Source organism: Oscillibacter sp. PEA192, from assembly GCF_003574015.1.
GTDB classification, from domain to species: domain Bacteria; phylum Bacillota; class Clostridia; order Oscillospirales; family Oscillospiraceae; genus Oscillibacter; species Oscillibacter welbionis.
Genome location: NZ_AP018532.1, coordinates 2,636,547 through 2,657,032 on the forward strand (window position 1 = coordinate 2,636,547; position 20,486 = coordinate 2,657,032).

At 61.7% G+C, this 20,486-nt stretch carries 13 protein-coding genes; 1 reads left to right on the forward strand and 12 read right to left on the reverse strand.

All coding sequences use genetic code 11. From position 1 onward, the window contains the following. Position 1: 1 nt before the first annotated feature. The 5 genes from rplC to DN611_RS13180 all read right to left on the reverse strand — a co-directional run bounded on the left by rplC (position 2) and on the right by DN611_RS13180 (position 6,063). Positions 2-721 (reverse strand): 50S ribosomal protein L3, encoded by a 720-nt coding sequence (rplC, locus tag DN611_RS13160; protein WP_021749667.1) that lies wholly within the window; start codon positions 719-721, stop codon positions 2-4. Between the two features lie 250 nt (positions 722-971). Continuing rightward, positions 972-1,283 carry a 30S ribosomal protein S10 gene (gene rpsJ / locus DN611_RS13165; protein WP_021749668.1) on the reverse strand — a complete coding sequence of 104 codons (312 nt, stop codon included), beginning with the start codon at positions 1,281-1,283 and terminating at the stop codon, positions 972-974. 471 nt (positions 1,284-1,754) lie between these two features. Then, entirely contained in the window at positions 1,755-3,194 is a 1,440-nt protein-coding gene (gene proS, locus DN611_RS13170; RefSeq protein ID WP_036630538.1) for a proline--tRNA ligase, read from the reverse strand. Between the two features lie 305 nt (positions 3,195-3,499). Continuing rightward, complete coding sequence (gene rny / locus DN611_RS13175) at positions 3,500-5,047, reverse strand: ribonuclease Y (RefSeq protein WP_021752184.1); 1,548 nt, start codon at positions 5,045-5,047, stop codon at positions 3,500-3,502. A 275-nt stretch (positions 5,048-5,322) separates the two neighbouring features. Continuing rightward, entirely contained in the window at positions 5,323-6,063 is a 741-nt protein-coding gene (locus DN611_RS13180) for an SH3 domain-containing protein (RefSeq protein WP_036630068.1), read from the reverse strand. A gap of 92 nt (positions 6,064-6,155) precedes the next feature. On the opposite strand from DN611_RS13180, the gene DN611_RS13185 reads away from it, so the two are divergent. Then, entirely contained in the window at positions 6,156-7,385 is a 1,230-nt protein-coding gene (locus DN611_RS13185; protein ID WP_119311582.1) for a class I SAM-dependent rRNA methyltransferase, read from the forward strand. Between the two features lie 121 nt (positions 7,386-7,506). Here the strand turns inward: DN611_RS13185 and DN611_RS13190 are convergent, their stop codons facing one another. The 7 genes from DN611_RS13190 to DN611_RS13220 all read right to left on the reverse strand — a co-directional run bounded on the left by DN611_RS13190 (position 7,507) and on the right by DN611_RS13220 (position 20,415). Further along, positions 7,507-9,753: an S-layer homology domain-containing protein gene (locus DN611_RS13190; RefSeq protein WP_021748101.1), complete on the reverse strand. Its 2,247-nt coding sequence runs from the start codon at positions 9,751-9,753 to the stop codon at positions 7,507-7,509. 13 nt (positions 9,754-9,766) lie between these two features. Beyond that, positions 9,767-11,023, reverse strand: coding sequence for an ABC transporter permease (locus DN611_RS13195; protein ID WP_025544359.1), 1,257 nt, complete (start codon positions 11,021-11,023; stop codon positions 9,767-9,769). Further along, positions 11,020-11,724 carry an ABC transporter ATP-binding protein gene (locus DN611_RS13200; protein ID WP_036629681.1) on the reverse strand — a complete coding sequence of 235 codons (705 nt, stop codon included), beginning with the start codon at positions 11,722-11,724 and terminating at the stop codon, positions 11,020-11,022. The genes DN611_RS13195 and DN611_RS13200 overlap by 4 nt, the downstream gene beginning before the upstream one ends. Positions 11,725-11,729: 5 nt before the next feature. Next, positions 11,730-13,430 carry an HlyD family efflux transporter periplasmic adaptor subunit gene (locus DN611_RS13205; protein WP_021748104.1) on the reverse strand — a complete coding sequence of 567 codons (1,701 nt, stop codon included), beginning with the start codon at positions 13,428-13,430 and terminating at the stop codon, positions 11,730-11,732. Positions 13,431-13,612: 182 nt separating this feature from the next. Further along, positions 13,613-15,643 (reverse strand): TRAP transporter permease, encoded by a 2,031-nt coding sequence (locus tag DN611_RS13210; RefSeq protein WP_083490965.1) that lies wholly within the window; start codon positions 15,641-15,643, stop codon positions 13,613-13,615. 107 nt (positions 15,644-15,750) lie between these two features. After that, positions 15,751-16,791 carry a TAXI family TRAP transporter solute-binding subunit gene (locus DN611_RS13215; protein ID WP_021748108.1) on the reverse strand — a complete coding sequence of 347 codons (1,041 nt, stop codon included), beginning with the start codon at positions 16,789-16,791 and terminating at the stop codon, positions 15,751-15,753. Positions 16,792-16,998: 207 nt separating this feature from the next. Next, positions 16,999-20,415, reverse strand: a complete 3,417-nt coding sequence (locus tag DN611_RS13220) for a pyruvate carboxylase (protein WP_119311583.1) — start codon at positions 20,413-20,415, stop codon at positions 16,999-17,001. Between the last annotated feature and the right edge of the window lie 71 nt (positions 20,416-20,486).

Genomic DNA, 20,486 nt, shown 5'->3' on the forward strand with positions numbered 1-20,486 from the left:
CTTACTTGTTTCTGGCGGAGGCCTTCTGCGGGTTGCGGCCGGAGGCCTTCTGCGGGTTCTTGCTGATGTCAGCGCCGGCCTGCTTGACCTTGTGGACCTTGACCGTGGACTTGATGGTCACGAGGCCGCCCTTGGGGCCGGGGATCGCACCGCAGACCACCAGCATGTTCAGCTCGGGGTCGACCTTGACGACGCTCAGGTTCTGGACAGTCACCTGCTCCACGCCCATGTGGCCGGCGCCGATGGTGCCCTTGATGATCTTGGACATGTGGCTGGTGGCGCCCAGAGAACCGATCTGACGGGCCACAGGGCCGGAGCCGTGGGTCTCCTTCAGGCGGTGGGCACCGTGGCGCTTGATGACGCCCTGATAGCCGTGGCCCTTGCTGATGCCGGTGACATCCACGAAGTCGCCCGCCTGGAAGGCATCAGCCTTCACGATGTCGCCCACGTTCAGCTCGGCGGCATTCTCCAGGTCGAACTCCCGCAGGTACTTCTTGGGAGCCACGCCGGCCTTGTCCAGGTGGCCCTTCTCGGGCTTGGTGAGCTTGCGCTCAGAGATGTCCTCAAAGCCCAGCTGGACCGCCTCATAGCCTTCCTTTTCGGAAGTCTTCTTCTGCACGACCACGCAGGGACCCGCCTCGATCACGGTGACGGGGATCACATGGCCGTTCTCGTCAAAAATCTGGGACATGCCCACTTTTTTGCCGATGATCGCTTTCATGGTTGTTCCTCCTTAAAGGTTATTGGTCGGCTTAGATACGTGCGGGTTGGGTCCCGCCGCATTGCTCTGCCGACATGACCCGTCTGCCTCGCAAGACGGCAGACATGGACAGCAAACAATTTTCAATCTATTTTCGCCGCGGCGTGTACGTGGCGAAAATACCTTGACTCAGCCGCCCTGGGCGGCGCCGCCAGTGCGCACACTGGCGAGGGGGAATCTAAAGGGGGGATTTCATCCCCTCTTTAATTGGTTACAGCTTGATCTCGATCTCCACGCCGGCAGGCAGCTCCAGGGCCATCAGGGCCTCCACCGTCTTGGGGGTGGACTTGGTGATGTCGATGAGGCGCTTGTGGGTGCGGCGCTCAAACTGCTCGCGGCTGTCCTTGTACTTGTGGACGGCCCGCAGGATGGTGACGACTTCCTTCTTGGTGGGCAGAGGGATGGGGCCGGACACGGAAGCGCCGGTGCGCTTGGCGGTCTCCACGATCTTCTCTGCGCTCTGGTCGATGACCTGATGGTCATAGGCCTTCAGCCGGATGCGGATCATTTCTTTCTGAGCCATGGTTGTTTCCTCCTGATTTCGTAGGTAGTTTCACGAGTCTCGACGACCTACGGCGAGAGAATTTTTCTATACGCTTAACCGTGCGTATCATTCCAGCTCATGAAAAATACCGGCGCATGATACGGCCGGTATCCTGTCATGGCGCAGCGATCTACGCAACGTACAGATCCTTCTCAGCCGCCCGATTATCGGACATACTCCCCGGAAGTTACCTCTTTCGAGCAATCTCCCGGTTCATCGCAGTACTCGCCGGGCGCAGTTCTGCCCTCCACGCGAGCTTTATTATCATAAAAGAAAATCTTGCTAATGTCAAGCCTATTTTCTCTGTTTTTTATGAAAATATGAAGATTTTTTTGGAGGGCTGGATCTTTTTCCAATTCTTCCGAAATTTTGGAGGAAAACCGTCGGTTTCAGCCCTTCCGGACTGCTGAAAAAGAGAGGAGGGGGCGTTCCCCTCCTCCCTTTTCGTTCTCAATAAGCCACACCCCAGTAGATGTCGGTGGTGCATTTCCTGCCGCACACGGGGCAGGTGCCCTCCGTGCCGCTCTGGACCAGGGGCATACAGCGGGAGCTGACACCGGCCCGCTCCTTCATGGCCAGCTCACACTCCAGACTGCCGCACCACTTGGACCGGAGGAAGCCGCCCTTCCCCTCCACAATGGCCTTGGCCTCCTCGGGAGTTTGGATGTCGAAGGTGTTGTCCTCCCGGTTCTTCAGGGCCATGGCATACAGATTGTCATGGATGTGATCCAGCAGGGCCTTCACGGCGCTCTCCAGCTCCGCCAGGGCCACGGTGATCTTCTCGCCGGTGTCCCGCCGGGCAATGACGCACTGCTCCTTCTCCATGTCTTTGGGGCCGATCTCCACCCGGACGGGCACACCCTTCATCTCATACTCTGCGAACTTCCAGCCGGGGGAGTTATCAGAGTCGTCCATCTTGCTCCGCACGCCGGCCGCGTTCAGCCGGTCCCGCAGAGAGGCCGCCGCCTCCAGCACCCCGGGCTTGTGGGCCGCCACAGGGATCACCACCGCCTGGGTGGGGGCGATCCGAGGAGGCAGCACCAAGCCGTTGTCGTCGCCGTGGGTCATAATGATGCCGCCGATCATCCGGGTGCTGACGCCCCAGCTGGTCTGGTGGGGATAGTGGGGCTGGTTGTCCTTGCCAGTGAACGTGATGTCAAATGCCTTGGCAAAGCCGTCGCCGAAGTAGTGGCTGGTGCCCGCCTGGAGGGCCTTATGGTCGTGCATCATACACTCCACCGTGTAGGTCTCCTCTGCGCCGTTGAACTTCTCCTTGTCGGTCTTGCGGCCCTTGATGACAGGCATAGCCAGCACGTTCTCCATGAAGTCCGCGTAGATGTTCAGCATCTGCATGGTCTCTTCCCGGGCCTCTTCGGCGGTGGCGTGCATGGTGTGGCCCTCCTGCCACAGGAATTCCCGATGGCGCAGGAAGGGGCGGGAGGTCTTTTCCCACCGCAGCACGCTGCACCACTGGTTGTACAGCTTGGGCAGGTCCCGCCAGGAGTGGATGATGTTGGCATAATGTTCGCAGAAGAGCGTCTCCGAAGTAGGGCGGATAGCGCAGCGGTCCTCCAGCTTCTCACTGCCGCCCACAGTGACCCACGCACATTCGGGTGCAAAGCCCTCCACATGGTCCTTCTCCTTCTGGAGCAGGGACTCCGGGATCAGCACCGGCAGGTACACGTTCTCGTGCCCCGTGGCCTTGAAGCGCCGGTCCAGCTCCGCCTGGATATTCTCCCACAGGGCGTAGCCGTAGGGCCGGTAGATGAACATGCCCTTCACGGAGGTGTAGTCGATCAGCTCCGCCTTCTTGCAGACGTCCGTGTACCACTGGGCGAAGTCTACGTCCCGTGCGGTGATGGCGTCCACCTGTCTCTTATCCTGTGCCATAGTCTTCATCCTTTTCTCTATGATCGCGCCGTCCTTCGGCGCAGTTTACACTGAACATTTATTGTATCCACTCTGGGAGAAAAAGTCAACTGTTATGGCTCCCTGGTTCCGCATTTGCAGAACTGATATTGCGCCGAAGCTTGCTCTCTTTGATATTTGAGAGGAAAGCAGGGCGCTTTCCTGCAGGAGATTCGTCCATATAGGCAGGCTATGTGCTCCGGCGGCTCCCATCTGCTGACGGAAGTACCCTTCTTCGAAACCAAGAACAGGCGGCGGGCCGATGGCCCGCCGCCTTGCTGCAATTCTTATTTCGCGTACTCGATGACCTTGGTCTCCCGCAGGACGTGGACCTTGATCTGACCGGGGTACTCCATTTCCTCCTCGATCTTCTTGGCCAGGTCCCGGGCCAGGATGACCATCTGGTCCTCGCTGACCTGCTCGGGCCTCACCATGACCCGCACCTCGCGGCCGGCCTGGATGGCGTAGGCCTTATCCACGCCGGGATAGGAGCCGGTGATGGTTTCCAGCTGCTCCAGACGCTTGATGTAGTTCTCCAGATTCTCCCGCCGGGCACCGGGGCGGGCTGCGGAGATAGCGTCTGCCGCCTGCACCAGACAGGCCACCACGGTCCGGGGCTCCACATCGTTGTGGTGGGCCTCGATGGCGTGGATGATGTCCTCCCGCTCCTTGTACTTCCGGGCGAACTCCACACCCAGGGACACGTGGGTGCCCTCCAGCTCGTGGTCCACGGCCTTGCCCAGATCGTGGAGCAGGCCGGCCCGCTTGGCAGCCTGGACATCCGCACCCAGCTCGGAGGCCATCATGCCGGCGATGTGGCTGACCTCGATGGAGTGCTGCAGGACGTTCTGGCCGTAGCTGGTCCGGTAGTGGAGGCGGCCCAGCATCTTCACCAGCTCCGGGTGCAGGTTCCGCACGCCGCACTCGAACACGGCGCGCTCACCCTCTGCCTTGATGGTGTTCTCCACTTCCCGGCGTGCCTTCTCCACCATCTCCTCAATGTGGGTGGGATGGATGCGGCCGTCGGCGATCAGCTTCTCCAGGGCCAGGCGGGCGATCTCCCGCCGCACCGGCTCGAAGCAGGAGACGGTGATGGCCTCGGGCGTGTCGTCGATGATGAGATCCACACCCGTCAGGGTCTCGATGGTGCGGATGTTGCGGCCCTCGCGGCCGATGATGCGGCCCTTCATCTCGTCATTGGGCAGGGGAACCACACTGACGGTCATTTCGGCCACCTGGTCGGCAGCGCACCGCTGGATGGCCTGGGCCACCACTTCCCGGGCGCGCGCCTCGCACTCTTCCTTCATCCGGGACTCGACCTCTTTGATCTTGAGGGCGGTCTCGTGGGTCACCTCGGCCTCCACCTGAGCGATCAGATAGGCCTTGGCCTCCTCGGCGGTGAAGCCGGAAATCCGCTCCAGCATCTCCGTCTGGCTGCGCTTGATGACTTTGATCTCCTCGTTTTCCTTGTCGATGGCCGCATGCTTCTGGGCCAGGGACTCCTCTCTCTTCTCCAGAGCCTCGGTCTTGCGGTCGAGGTTCTCTTCCTTCTGCTGCAGGCGGTTTTCCTGCCGCTGCAGGTCGGCTCTGCGCGACTTCTCTTCCTTCTCGTACTCGCTGCGGTTCTTCAAAATCTCTTCTTTGGCTTCCAGCAGTGCCTCTTTTTTCTTGGTCTCGGCGCTCTTGATGGCCTCGTTGATGATGCGCTTTCCCTCTTCTTCCGCGCTTGAGATTTCCTTTTCAGAAACGGTTTTCCGGTAGCGAATACCGAGGAAGAAGCAGATCACGCCGCCAACTGCCAGCCCGATCAGGGCGGCAACGACGTTTCCAATCACGGTATCTTCTCCTCCTGTGTCCGGTATCCTGTACGCTTTGGGTTTTATATGCAGGCCGCATGGGCCGCATGGGCAGAAAACAATCGGAAGGCCCCCTGTTGCCTGCCGACAATTATCCGTTTTTAGTTTAATCGTTCTGCCCTCTTCTGTCAAGGCAAATCTGTATATTTACCCAAATTCCGCCGAACGCTTTTGGAGTTTTTTACGAGGTCTGTCAGGTGTACCCCTGTCTCCGGCCCGCCGGCTTCCCGCCGCGGCGGGAAGCCGGCGGATTCTCACGTATTGATGTATGCCGCGGCGGCATACCCCACCTGATCCCCGTAGTGCACCACATACCAGCCGTTCCATTCGCCGTAGATCGTAACAGCGGCGCCGTTGGGAAGGTTGGCGATCACCTTGCCGGAGGAGGATGGATAGTCCCGCAGGTTCAGCGTGCCGTTGCTCACAGACACGGTGCCCTGCATCGGGTCCATGGGGTAGATAAAGGGCAGGCCGAAATACTCCGTCAGGCCCCGGGCAATCTGCTGGGCGATGGCATCCCAGTGGCCCTCCAGCCAGGTGGCGTCGCTGTAATTGTCGTGGTAGCCGATCTCCAGCAGTACAGAGGGAAACCGGGGCTGGCGGACCTCTCCCAGTGAAGTGGTGGGGCGGGTAGTGACCTTGTTGGGCAATGGATAGATCTTCCGCAGCTCCTGGGCGATGAGCTCTGCGGCCCGCTGACCGCCCACGCTGCCGGGGTAATAGAAGGCAATAATGCCCCGTTCCTCGCCATAGCGCCCCTCTGGGGCGGCGTTGGAGTGGAGCGCCAGATACAGGTCATACTCCCCCTGATTGGCCTCCCGGATGGAGCTGCCGGCAGTCATCTCCGGCCGGTTGCGCTGGTACTGGATGCCGTTGGAGAGCAGATAGGGCACCAGGGCGTCTGCCAGCAGGTTCATGTTGTACTCCTCGGACCCGCTGCCGGTAACGTACATGTTCCAGTCCTGAGTGGACGGGCTCAGATAGATCTTGGGCATGGAATTGTCCCTCCTTTTTTCCCAGTCTATGGCGTTTCCCTCAAAAATGTGATACACTGGCCTGGAAATATCAGAGGGAAAGGAATCATGCCATGAAAGCGGAACGGAATTACCCCAGATACACCGTCACGGCCAAAGCGGAGGCCGCCATCCTCCGGGGCCACCCCTGGGTCTATGACGCAGAAATTACAGCCACAGAGGGACAGGCGGAAAACGGCGGCCTGGTGGACGTGATCAACAAAAAGGGCCGGTATCTGGGTACGGGCTTTTTGTCGGAGCAGTCCAAGATCCGGGTGCGGCTGGTGTCCCGCAACGCCAATGACCAGTTCGACGCCGCCTTCTGGCGCCGGAAGCTTCAGTGGGCCTGGGAATACCGGAAGCGCGTGATGTCTCCGGAGGACCTGGACGCCTGCCGGATCATCTTCGGGGAGGCAGATGCCTTTCCCGGCCTGACGGTGGACAAGTTCCACGACCTGCTGTCCGTCCAGGTGCTGTCCGTGGGCATGGAGCGGATCCAGGACATCCTGCTGCCGGCGCTGGCGGAGCTCCTCCGGGCGGACGGGTTCCCGATCCGCGGGATCCTTCTCCGGAACGACGTGGCCCTGCGGGAGAAGGAGGGGCTGCCCCAGGGCAAGGGGTGGTATCCCCTGCCGGGGGAAGCGGCGCCGGATTCTGCAGTGACGGAGATCACGGAGAACGGCGTGAAATATCTGGTAGACGTGGAGAACGGCCAGAAGACCGGGTTCTTCCTGGACCAGAAGTACAACCGCCGGGCGGTGGGGCGCATCGCCCGGGGCAGGACGGTGCTGGACTGCTTCACCCACACCGGATCCTTCGCTCTGAACGCCGCGATGGGCGGGGCGAAGCACGTCACCGCCGTGGATGTGTCGGAGTCCGCCGTGGAGATGGCCCGGGCCAACGCGGCGCGCAACGGCCTCACCGGCGCAGTAGACTGCGTGGCCGCCAACGTGTTCGACCTGCTGCCCGCGCTGGAGAAGGAGCCGAAGCGGTACGACTTCATCATCCTGGACCCGCCGGCCTTCACCAAGTCCCGCAGGACCGTTGCCAACGCCATCTCCGGGTATAAGGAGATCAACTACCGGGCCATGAAGCTGCTGCCCCGGGGCGGTCTTCTCGCCACCTGCTCCTGCTCCCACTTCGCCACGGAGGAGAAGTTCGCAGCCATGCTCCACAGCGCCGCCCGGGACGCCGGAGTGCAGCTGCGGCAGATCGAGGCCCGGCAGCAGGCCTGCGACCACCCCATCCTCTGGGGCGTCGAGGAGACGAATTATCTGAAGTTCTACCTGTTCCAGGTGGTATGACGCCGCCGTTTCCCAACGCGCCGCCCTGCGCAAACGGGCCGCCCCACAAGGGGCGGCCCGTTTTTTATGGGACATATGCCGTTTTCAGAGGAGGATCTGTCCCGGATTTCAGCCGGTTCTCTCAGCCCACTTCCAGGAAGCGGACCACGCCCTGGTACACATACAGCGTGGCGCTGTCTGCATAGGCTCTGGCCTCGGTGAGGGTGACCCAGCTCTTGGTCTGCGTGTTGTAGCAGGGGACGCTGGCAGGGACCGTGTAGGTCCGGCCGTTCACCGTGACGGCACCCTTGCCGCTCCAAGCGGTGTTGGGCACGTTCCGCAGCTCGTCAGGATAGACCAGGCTGCCGATCCGCTGGGTGTTTCCAGAGGTGACGATGGTGATGCCCACGATGTCGCCGTTGCGCACCACATAGCCGGTCTCAAAGGTGGGCGTGCTCTTGCCCGCACCGTATTCCACAGACAGCTGGGCATTGCCCTCCCGGTTGCCCTCTTCGTCATAGTTCGCGGTATAGTTGGCGCGGCCGAAGATGTAGCCGCCGCCGATGGCGGAATTCAGCACGATGACCTTTACCCTGCCTGCCCAGTCGGTGCCGGCGTAGGTGATCTGGGAAGCGGGCACGCTGCCGTCCGCGATCTGGGACAGGCTGATGGCGGTGAGGCCGCTGCCGTCGTTCTGGAAGACAACCACATTGTCCGCCAGATTCCGGCTGCCCAGCTTGCGCTCCGCCACATTCAGCTCGCCGGAGACGCCGCCCGTCAGGCGGGTCAGGGACAGGCCGCCCTTCCGGCTGGAGGAGACCCGCACCAGCTGGCCGTTCAGCCGCTCCACATCGCTGGCGGAGAGACTGACCGAGCCCTTCACCTGGATGCCGCAGAGCAGGTCCACCGTGGCGCTTCCGCTGGAGACCTCGGCGATGCCGATGGCATTGCCGGTGGCCGTGTTGCCGCTGGCCGCCACCGCGCCGGCCACCTGATTGTCCTCGGTCAGGAGCAGAGTGATCTGGTCGCCGGGCTTGAACTGGGAGACCGTCTGCATAGCGGTGGGCAGCACGTTGAACTCATAGCCCAGGACCGTGATCTTCGTGGGCTCCTTGGGATTGGGATAACAATCCTCATAGTAGCCGGTAATCCGGGTGTCGCACACGCGGATGGAGTTGGTGGTGCTGGAATAGGTTGCCACGTCGTACTTGCGCATATCCCCGGCCGTGGCGGGCAGGCCGTTCTTGTAGATGGCGTATCCGCTGGTGCCGCCGGCCAGAGAGCTGAAGCCGGAGGTGGACCCCTTCTCATAGATGATGACCGCCTCGTTGGACGTGGTCCCGCCGCCGCCGACGAACACATAGTCCACACCGCCGCCTGCATCCAGATACAGCGTCAGGGAGGTGCCCGCGTTCAGCCAGGAGTAGACCTCGCTCCACACGGACTCCTTGCCGTTGTAGTAGACGCCGGTGTCGTTGTCCATAACGTACTTGGTACCGGTGGTATCCGTCAGCTCCGTGGCCTTGGCCGTGGAGAGGACCACGACCTTGCTGCTGCCCACGGAATCCGGCACAAAGGTCAGGGCTTCATTACCGTTCTTGCTGAGCAGCAGTGTCCCCTTGGTGCCGTTGAGCATGCCGTTGGAGACCTTGCCGTCCGCCAGGGAGTAAACTGCGCCGGAGGCCATCTGCAGCGCCGTTCCGGCGCCCCGCGGTCCGTCAGCCGTGGAGGAGACCAGCATCTGCCCCGTCCGGGTCTCGCCCAGTGTGGCGAGATAGCTGCCGCCCTCTTTCTGGTCCGCCCGAAGCAGATTCAAAAAGAGCTTGGCCGCCTGTCCGCGGGTCAGGCCTTCGTTTCCAGTTCCGCTGACGCCGTCGGTCAGGCCGATGAGCGCGGCTTCCGCCATATAGCTGTCCGGCCAGACGCCGCCGACGTCTTCGTCCTTGTAGCCCAGCATCCGCAGCAGGATGGTCACCGCCTGGCCCACGGTCACCGTGCGGTCGGGGTGGAATTTCCCGTCTGCGTAGCCGGAGATGATGTTTTTGCCCTTGGCGGCCATGTTGATATACGGCGCCGCCCAATAAGAGGGCTTCACATCTGAAAATACCGTGACGGTCCGGTAGCGTCCCAGCTCATTGCTGCCGTTCATGGCGTAGACCGCCATCTTGCAGAACTGCGCCCGGGTGAGGACAGTGCCGGGGCGGAAGGTCCCATCCCCATAGCCGTCCAGCACACCGAGCAGACGCAGGGATTCCACCGCCACTGCCGTGCTCTTGTCCCCGACATCGGAAAATGTGACTGCTGCGGTATTGGCCGCCCCCGCCGGCACCGCCAGCAGGGAAACCGCCATGCACACGGCCAGCAGAAATGTCATGATTCGTCTCTTCATCAGTCTCTCCCTCTCATTCTGCCCGCAGTGCTTCCACGGGCTGGAGCCTGGCGGCCTTTGCCGCCGGATAAATGCCGAACAAAATTCCCAGCGCCACCGACAGCGTAAAGGCGCACAGGGTAATCCACGCCGCCGGGTAGATGGTCATCTGGAACATCAGCCGTCCCACCAGCAGGCTGCCGCCGGTGCCGATGAGGATGCCGATGATGCCGCCGATTCCGCAGAGCATGGCCGCCTCGATGAGGAACTGGATGACGATGCTGCTCCGCTCGGCACCAATGGCCCGGCGGATGCCGATCTCCCGGGTCCGTTCGGTGACGGTCACCAGCATGATGTTCATGATGCCGATGCCGCCCACCAGCAGGCTGATGGCGGCGATACCGCCCAGAATCAGGGAGATCATGCCCATCTGCTTGTTCTGCTCCTGTTGCCAGGAGTTCTCCTGGTCCACCTGGAAGCCGCCTGCGTTGGGATTAACCACTCCCTTCAAAAAGCCGCCGATGCGGGAGCTGGCCTCGATCATGTCCTCGCTGCTGCGGGTCTTCACGATGAACTGCTCCGGTGCGTCGCCGCCCAGCACCCGGCGGGCGGTGTAGGGCAGAATGATGACATTGTCGATCTGGCTGGCGGATGCGCTTTCACCGGTAAGGCGGGGGGCATAGACCCCCACCACCTCAAAGCTCTGCCCGTTGAGCTGGAGCACCTTGCCCACGGGGTCCGCGGCGTCGAAGAAGATCTTTGCCGCCCGGTCCCCCAGCACACATACCTGCTTGTAGCCCCGGATGTCCAACACGGACAGGTCCCGGCCGGAGGCCAGCGTCAGGTTGTTGCAGATGCTGTACTGGTCGCTGCCGTAGTAAATGCTGGGCGGCACGTCGCCGGTGAGATTGCCGTTTTCATCGTAATTATAGCTCATATTGGCGGTGCTCTTGGTCCCGTATACCACCGTGGCGTTGCAGTACGCCTGGGGCGTCACGCCCAGCACATACTCCTTGATGCTGTTGCAGTAGTCGTACAGCGCCGGAAAGTAATCCTGACCCAGGCTGTTGCCATCTTCGTCATACAGGTAGTTCCAGATGTTGACGGTGAGCTTGTTGCTGCCCATGGCCTCGTACTGCTCCATGGTCTTTTCCGTATAGCCGTTGATGGCGGACACGATGGTCATCACCGCCGCGATGCCGATGATGATGCCCAGCATGGTCAGGGCGGACCGGCCCTTTTTGCCCCAGATGGACTTCCACGCCATCTTCACGGCCTGTTGGATATTCAAAGCCAGTCCACCTCCTGCTCCCGGTCCTCAATGATTCTGCCGTCCGCCAGGCGGACGACCCGCCGGGCCGTGGCGGCGATGCCGTTATCATGGGTGATGAGAATGACGGTGCTGCCCTCCTTGTTCAGCTCCTGGAGGAATTTCAGCACCTCCTGCCCAGTGTGGGAGTCCAGTGCGCCGGTGGGCTCGTCGGCCATGATGATGGGAGGCTTGGTGGCGATGGCCCGCGCAATGGCCACCCGCTGCTGCTGGCCACCGGACATCTCCACCGGCCGGTGCTTGATGCGGTTCGCCAGCCCCACCCGGGCCAGGGCCTCCAGGGCCATGTCCCGGCGGTCGTCGGCATTCACCCCCTGGTAGATCAGGGGCAGTTCCACATTTTCCAGCACCGTCAGGCTCTGGATCAGGTTGTACTGCTGAAAGATAAAGCCGATCTGCTTGTTGCGGATGTGGGACAGCTCCTTGTCCGTCAGCTCCCGGACGTCCGTTCCACCCAGGAGATACGTCCCCCGGGTGGGGATGTCCAGGCAGCCCAGCACGTTCATCATGGTGGACTTGCCGGAGCCGGACTGGCCCACCACCGCCACGAACTCGCCCTTTCCGATGGTCAGGGAGACGCCGTCCAGGGCCCGTACCTCGCTCTCCCGCCCTTCGCCATAGATCTTATAGACGTCCCGCAGCTCTACTAAGTTCTTCGCCATGGGCATCAACCCCACGCCTGCAGGGACTGGATCTGTGTGAAGACCTCGGTCCCCTCTTCCACACCGGACTTGATCTCCACATTGGAGTTGTCGGAGATGCCGATCTCCACCGGCACCGCCCAGAAGCCCTCCGGGATCTCCTCGCTCAGGGTGGGCGTCTCAATGGCGTTGTCCGGCCGACTGCCCTTTACAAACACCACGTTCACGGTGGAGCCGTCCTCCTGGGTCACAGTACGCACGCACTGGAGCGGCAGGACCAGGCAGTTGTCATTCTCACTGGCAGTTAGAGTGTAGTCGATATAGCTGTTGACCTGCAGGGTGCCCTCGCTGTTGTCCGCCGAGATGGTGATAGGATAGGTCGCCACGCCGTTGTTCACCGTGCTGGAGAGGCTGACCGTCTCCACGGTGCCGAAGGCCGGGGTCCCCCACTGGCTCAGCTCCACCGGCATCCCCGGCTTGATGTAGCTGATGTTCCGCTCGTCCACATTGGCGGTAATCACCACGCTGGAGGTGTCCGAGATGGTCACCACTGCGGTATTTGCAGCGATCTCATCGCCGGGCTGGATGGTCAGGCCGATTACCATGCCGTCAATGGGAGCCTTGGCGTTGCAGTTGGCCAGGTTCTCCTCCGCAGTCTTCAGCTCCTCCCGGGCAGTGTCCAGGTTCTGCTGGATGGTGAAGAGCTGGCTCTCGCTCTCCTCCCCGTCGATGCGCACCAGCACCTGGCCGGGCGCCACCTGCAGGTAGTCCACCAGATTGCTGGAAATCACCGTGCCATCCACCGTGGAAACCAGGTCGCCGGTGCGGTAGTACGCCAGCTTGCCAGCCTCATAGGGGTACACGGTCTCACCGTTCACAGTGGCGGTGGCAGAGGCCACCATATCCGCCGTCAGGGCTCCCTCATTCTCCACGATAATGTCGGCGGAGAAGAGCTTGGACCCCTCCGGCGTGATGCGGCTGACCATGTGGACCGCCTCCACCGTGCCGGGAACGGAGGTCATCAGGGCAGGGATCGAAACATTCACCGTCTGTCCCACCTGCAGGTCGCCCGCATAGGCGTAGCTGTAATACTGCTCCAGCCGCAGACGGGTATCGTCGGAGAGGACCGCCACCTTCTGGCCCTTGGTGATGGAATCACCGGGATTCAGCGTCACGGTCTCCATCAGCTTGCCGGCATAGCCGGCGGAGAGATTCAGTCCTGCGATGTCTTTCTGGGCCTGGGAGAGCTGTTTCTCATAGCCCTCCACATTGCTCCGGGCCTTCTGCACGGCGGTCTCTGCCGCCGGAGAGTCGATGGTGAACAGCGGCGTGCCGGCAGTCACCGTCTCACCCTCCGCCACCAGCACATCCACCACTGTGCCGACAGTGGTGATGGTGATTGTCTCACTGCTCTTGGCCTTGGTCAGGCCGCTGCCCTGGACCGTGGAGGTGATGGAACCGTACTGCACAATGTCGGTGACCACCTCTCCCTCATCGCTGCTCTTGCCGCCCAGCACTTTCAGCAGCACCACCGCGGCGATCACCAGCAGCAGTGCCAGTATGCACAGGCGGATGATCCGGCGCCGCTTCTTCCGCGGGATCGCCTGCCACCGGGCCTTCAGGTTTACGCGCGTCTCCGCGGGGGCGGCGCTGTCCGCCGCCGTCTCCTCCATCGCCGGAGCGGTCGCTTCCTGTTCTACATTCTCCAGGTCTTTGACTTCAGCCATGGTATGTACTCCTCTTCTTGTTCTTCACAGATGCATCAACTGTATTGCTTATAATAGTACAGTATGTAGGGCAAAGCAATAACAAAACAGTTACAGTTTCTCCCGCGGCCTGTATCTCTTGTAACCTGCGGGTATGTGTGAAAAAGTGCTCCCCGGAAGCCGGGGAGCACTTTCAAGGTCATTCAGACCATGGCGGCGCGCCGGGCGCTGAAGCGCTGATAGAGGACGATGCCAACCACCAACACAAAGCCGGCGATGTCGGTGGCCGTGCCGGGGATCATCATACCCAGGCCGCCCACAGCCATGGCCACCCGCAGCAGCGCGGGGATGGGCCGGTACAGGAATCCGTTGAGGGCCGCCGCCACGCCGAAGATGCCCAGCAGGGCGCTGATGCAGATCTGCACCACCTGGAAGGCACCGGTCACATCCACAAAGAGCATCTGGGGGCTGAAAGCGAAGATGTACGGCACGATAAAGGCCGCTATGGCCAGTTTCGTGGCGTTGAACCCTGTCTTCATGGGATCCGCCTTGGCAATGGCGCTGCCGGCATAGGCCGCCAGGGCCACCGGCGGCGTGATGTCCGCCACAATGCCGAAGTAGAACACGAAGAAGTGGGCCGCCATCTTGGTGACACCGATGGAGGGATCCATCAGGATGGGAGCGCAGGTGGCCGCCATGATGCAGTAGTTGGCGGTGGTCGGCACGCCCATGCCCAGCACGATGCAGCAGAGCATGGTCAGCGCCAGGGCGATAATCATGTGGCCGCCGGAGAGGCTGACGATTGTGCTCAACAGCTTGGAGGCCAGGCCCGTCACCGTGATGCAGCCGGAGATAATGCCGGCCACGCCGCAGGCCACCGCCACAGTGATGGAGCCCTTGGCGCCGCCCTCCAGGGCGTCGATGATCTTGCCGAAGGTGAGGAAGTCCTCCCGGTTGCTGCTCTTGCTGGCGATCTCCACCACGTTGTTGACCAGGCCTACGGCCACGGCCGCCACGATTGCGATGGCAGCGGAGAAGGCCATGGTGTACATATTGGTGGAGACCATGACCACCAACAGCACCAGGGGCGCCAGAAGGTAGATCTTGGGCAGCAGCTGGCGCACGCGGGGCAGCTGCTCTCTGGGAATGCCCTTCAGGCCCAGCTTCTTGGCCTCCAGATGGACGGCGATGTAGATGCCGGTGAAGTACAGCACCGCCGGCAGGATGGCCCGCATGGCGATGGTGCCGTAGGGCTCGCCGGTGAACTCTGCCATCAGGAAGGCTGCGGCGCCCATGATGGGGGGCATGATCTGGCCGCCGGTGGAGGCAGCCGCCTCCACGGCGCCGGCGAACTCCGGCTTGTAGCCCGTCTTCTTCATCATGGGGATGGTGACGGAGCCGGTGGTGACGGTGTTGCCCACGGAGGAGCCGGACACCATGCCGCACAGGGCGGAGGAGATGACGGCCACTTTGGCGGGGCCGCCGGGGGCGGCACCGGCCACGGCATTGGCCAGGTTGATGAAGAACTGGGCGATGCCGGTCCTCTCCAGGAAGGCGCCGAAGATGATGAACACCACGATGAACTTGGCGCACACGCTGATGGGGCCGCCGAAGATGCCGTTGAAGGTGTAGAACATGGTGCGGATGACCTGATAGAGGGTCATCTTGAAATCTGCACTGCCGCCCAGGTTGAAGAAGGTGTACACCAGCAACACACCGGCCACGCACAGGATCGGCAGGCCCACGCACCGGCGGCACAGCTCCACCAGGGCCAGGATACCGATGAGGCCGATAATCATGTACAGGTCGTTCTGCATGACCCGGGCGGACATCTGGACCACGTTCTGGGCATTGACGGCGTAGAAAAAGTAGGCGCCGGGCCCGGCAATCAGCAGCACGATGTCATACCAGGGCATGTGGTTGACCCGCTCGTCCCCTTTTTTGGCCGGGAAGGTCAGGAAGCCGAACAGCAGGATCAGCCCCACGAACATGGGCAGCCGAACCTCCTGCCGGGTGGAAAGGAACACAGTGTCGATGATGCAGTAGGCGGAGAACGCTACCATCAGCCAGCGGATCACCAGCTTCGGCAGACCCTCCCAGACCCGGGTGTTGGACTCCCGGTCGTATTTTTTCATGACCGCCTCCACATCGGCGGCGGTCCCCACGGAGGTATCGTGGGCGCCGGTATCCTCCGGCGGCACAGGCTCCGTCTTGTGTTTCTTGAACAGTGCCATAGGGTCCCCTCTCATTTCGCAAGATATCTTCCAGGCCGGGACCGACCCGAAGTCAAGGAACTACGGCGGAGATTCCGCCGTAGTTCCCGATCAGGCTCCGCCTGAGATCACTTGGTGGGTACGTCAAAGCCCTTTTCGGCGAAGTACTTGGCCGCGCCGGCGTGATAAGGCACCGCGGTGACGCCGGAGGCAAATTCCACATCCAGCTCCCCTGCCTTGTCATGGGCCAGATTGTCCATGTTCTCAAAGATGGTGTAGCAGATGTTGTACACATCATCCTCAGACACATCGTCCCGGGCGATGACGGTGGCTACCACGGCTACGGTCTTGGTCTCCGGCACGCCCTCATAGGTGCCCTCGGGGATGATGTACTCCTCGTAGTAGGGAGAGGACTCCTGGAGCTTGGCAATATGCTCGTCATCCAGGCCCACCAGATAGGTGTCCTTGGCGGTGGCCAGAGTGGTGATAGCCACGGTGGGGGCGCCTGCCACCACGAAGGCGGCGTCGATCTTGCCGTCCTGCAGGGCGTCGGCGCTGGCGCCGAAGTCCTGGTACTGGGCGTTGATGTCATCCTCTGTCAGGTCATAGGCGGCCAGGATATCCAGGGCGTTGTAGTACACGCCGGAGCCGGAGGCGCCGATGGAGACCGTCTTGCCCTCCAGATCCGCCACGGACTTGATGTCCGGGTCACAGGTGACGATCTGCACCTGCTCCATATACAGAGCAGCGACAGTGGAGAAATCCGCATAGGGGAACCCCTCAAACAGCCGCTCGCCGTTATAGGCGTAGCTCATCACGTCGGACTGGACGAAGCCCAGTTGGGCCACGTTCATCTGCATCTGCTCGATGTTGTCCTGGGAGCCGTTGCTGACCACGGCCGTGACCTTGGTTCCGTTGCCGTTGGTGGTGATGGCCTGCGCCAGCACGCTGCCGAAGCCGTAATAAGTACCCTGGTCGCCGCCGGTGCGGAATTTCAGCTCCGTGCCGGTGCCGGTGACGGAAGAGACGTTCCAGTTGGTCTGGGCAGCCTGCTCAGTGCCGGTGTCGGCGGGGGTATCCGTCTCCTCCGTGGAGGGATTGCCGCCGCAGCCCGTCAGGACCGCCGCCAGCATCAGCGCGGCAAGAAGCAGGGATAAGCACTTTTTCATGTTTCCATTCCTCTTTTCCTGTTAGTCGATACAGCTCGTATGTCGCTTTGCATATCATACCTTATCCTCATTCATTTTACAAGGTTTTTTTTACAATTTTTTAATATTTCTGCAAGTCCAATTTGCACAACCTTCATTTTCCCCGTCCCACCTCTCTGAAATGCCGAAAGGCCGGCCCCACCGGGGCCGGCCTTCTGCGGCGTATGCTTATTTGATGACCAAGATGAGCTGGCCGCCCTTGACGGTCTCGCCCTCCTTCACCAGGATCTCCGACACCGTGCCGGACATCCGGGCGGTGATGGCGGTCTCCATCTTCATAGCCTCGATGGTGACCAGGGTCTGGTTCTTCTCCACGGTGTCGCCCACCTTGACGTTGAGCCTGCTCACCGCGCCGGGGATAGAGGAGCCCACCTGGCTCTTGTCCTCCGGGTCCGCCATGGGGACCTTGACAATGTTCTTCTGGGCCTCCTCGTCGGGCACCTGCACATCCCGGCGGATGCCGTTGAGCTCAAAGCTGACGGTGCGCATGCCCTCTTTGTCCACTTCGCCCAACCCTAAGTACTTGATGACCAGGGTCTTGCCGTCGGCGATGTTGACCTTGTTGGTCTCGCCCACCGCCAGACCGTGGAAGAACACATGGCTGCCCAGCCGCATGATGTAGCCGTACTCCTTCTGGTTCTTGACATAATCCTCCACTACCTTGGGATACAGGCAGTAGCTGAGGATGGCCCGCCAAGAGGGATCTGCGTCAAAGGACTGCATCTCCCGCTTCTTCTCCTCAAAGTCCACGGGGGGCAGCAGCTCACCGGGACGGCAGGTGATGGGCTTCTTGCCCTTCAGGACCACCCGCTGCAAATCCTTGGGGAACCCGCCTGCAGGCTGGCCCATCATGCCAGAGAAGTAGCTGACAACGCTGTCCGGAAAGGCCAGGCTCTCGCCCTTCTCCACGATGTTCTCCGGGGTCAGGTTGTTCTGGGTCATGAAGATGGCCAGGTCACCCACCATCTTGCTGGAGGGCGTCACCTTCACAATGTCGCCCACCATCTCATTGACCTTACGGTAGTTCTCCTTGACCTCCACAAACCGGTCGCCCAGGCCCAGAGACTCCACCTGGGGCTTCAGGTTGGTGTACTGACCGCCGGGGATCTCGTAGCGGTAAATATCCGTGGTATTGTACTCCAGGCCGCCCTCAAAGGAGTCGTAACGCTTACGCACATCCTCCCAGTAATCAGTGAGGGCCTGGAGCCGGTCCAGATCCAGCCCGGTGTCCCGCTCTGTGTCCTTCATGGCCGCCACCACGGCGTTCAGAGAGGGCTGGCTGGTCATGCCTGCCATGGAGCTGATGGCACAGTCCACCACGTCCACACCGGCCTCGGCGGCCAGCAGCAGCGCCGCCACCTGATTGCCGGTGGTGTCATGGGTGTGGAGCTGGATGGGAATGCCGATCTCCTGCTTCAGGGTGGACACCAGCTTCTTGGCGGCGTAAGGCTTCAGCAGGCCGGACATATCCTTGATGGCAAGCATGTGGGCACCCCGGTGCTCCAGCTCTTTCGCCATCTTCACATAGTAGTCCAAGGTGTACTTGTCCCGCTTGGGATCCAGAATGTCGCCGGTGTAGCAGATGGTGGCCTGGCAGATCTTGTCCTGCTTGAGGACCTCATCCATGGCCACCTCCATGCCGGGGATCCAGTTCAGAGAGTCGAAGATCCGGAACACATCGATGCCGCTGCGGGCGGCCTCCTTGATGAACTCCCGGATCACGTTATCGGGATAGTTGGTATAGCCCACGGCGTTGGCGCCCCGCAGCAGCATCTGCAGCAGCAGGTTGGGGGCCTTCTCCCGGATCAGGTCCAGCCGCTCCCAGGGGGACTCGTGGAGGAAACGGTAGGCCACGTCAAAGGTGGCGCCGCCCCAGCACTCCAGAGAGAAAGCATCCGCCAGGATCTCGCTGGTGCCCTCCATACCCTTGACGATGTCCCGGGTGCGGACCCGGGTGGCCAGCAGGGACTGGTGGGCGTCCCGGCAGGTGGTGTCGCAGATCAGCAGCTTCTTCTGCCCCAGCACCCAGTCCGCCACGGCCTTGGGTCCCTTGGCGTCCAGCATCTGCTTCAGGCCATCGGGCCGGTTGCCGGTGACCGGCGGGAACCGGCAGGGATCGTACATCTTGTGTCCGTCCCGCTCCTTCACCACGATGTTCCCGATGTACTTGAGCATCTTGGTGGCCCGGTCCTGGCCCTCGTTCAGCTCAAACAGCTCCGGCGTCTCGTCGATGAACTTGGTGTGGCAGCCTCCCGCCAGGAAGGTGGGGTTCTGCAGGATGTTGGAGATGAAGGCGATATTGGTCTTGACGCCCCGGATGTGGATCTCCCGGATGGCCCGTCCGGCCTTCAGGCACACGCCCTGAAAGGTGTTATCCCAGGTGGTGACCTTCAGCAGCAGGGAGTCATAGTAGGGGGAGATCTCGCTGCCCACGCCGGCGGTGGCCGCGTCCAGCCGGACGCCGAAGCCGCCGGGAGACCGGTAGGAGGTGATCTTGCCGGTGTCGGGAGCGAAGTTGTTGGACGGGTCCTCGGTGGTGACGCGGCACTGGATGGCGTAGCCGTTCAGGTGCAGGTCACTCTGCTTCCTGATGCCGATGCGGGGATCGCTGAGAGGACAGCCCTCGGCGATCAGAATCTGAGAGCGCACCAAGTCCACGCCCGTCACCATCTCGGTGACGGTGTGCTCCACCTGGATACGGGGGTTCATCTCGATGAAGTAGTGGTGCCCTTCCCTGTCCACCAGGAACTCCAGGGTGCCGGCGTTCACATAGCCCACGTGCTTTGCGATCTTCACCGCGTCTTCATACAGGGCCTGACGGATCTTCTTGTCCACGGAGAAGGCGGGGCTGAACTCCACCACCTTCTGATAGCGCCGCTGGAGAGAGCAATCCCGCTCGAACAGGTGGACCACGTTGCCCTCCTCGTCGCCCAGCACCTGCACTTCGATGTGCTTGGGCTCCACCAGGAACTTCTCCATGAAGATGTCGTCATTGCCGAAGGCCTTCTTGGCCTCCGCCTTCACCAGATCGAAGTTGGTGCCCACCTCTTCCACGGTGTCACACCGGCGCATACCGCGGCCGCCGCCGCCGGCGGCCGCCTTGAGAATGACGGGGAAGCCGAACTCCATAGCCAGCTTCTGAGCAGCCTCCCGGCTCTTCAGGGGCTCTGTGGTGCCGGGGGTGGTGGGTACGCCGCAGGCCACGGCGATCTGCTTGGCGGACAGCTTGTCGCCCATCAGGTCCAGAACCTGGGAGGAGGGTCCGATGAACTTGATGCCCGCAGCCTCGCAGGCCCGGGCAAAATCCGCGTTCTCACTGAGGAAACCGTAACCGGGGTGAATGGCATCGGCGCCGTGCTTCTTGGCCAGCTCGATGATCCGGGGGATGTCCAGATAGGCGCCCAGGGGGCTCTCGTTCTCTCCGATCAGATAGGACTCGTCCGCGGCGGTGCGGAAGAGGCTGTATACGTCCTCATTGGAGTAGATGGCAATGGTCTGGAGGCCCAGGTCGTGACAGGCCCGGAAGATCCGCATGGCGATCTCGCCCCGGTTGGCGACCAGGACCTTCTTGAATGCTTGGCTCATATATCGTTCCTCCTTCTCTCCGCCGGCAGGCGGGAATCTTTTGGTTCAGCTTAGTATACACCAACCCCGCC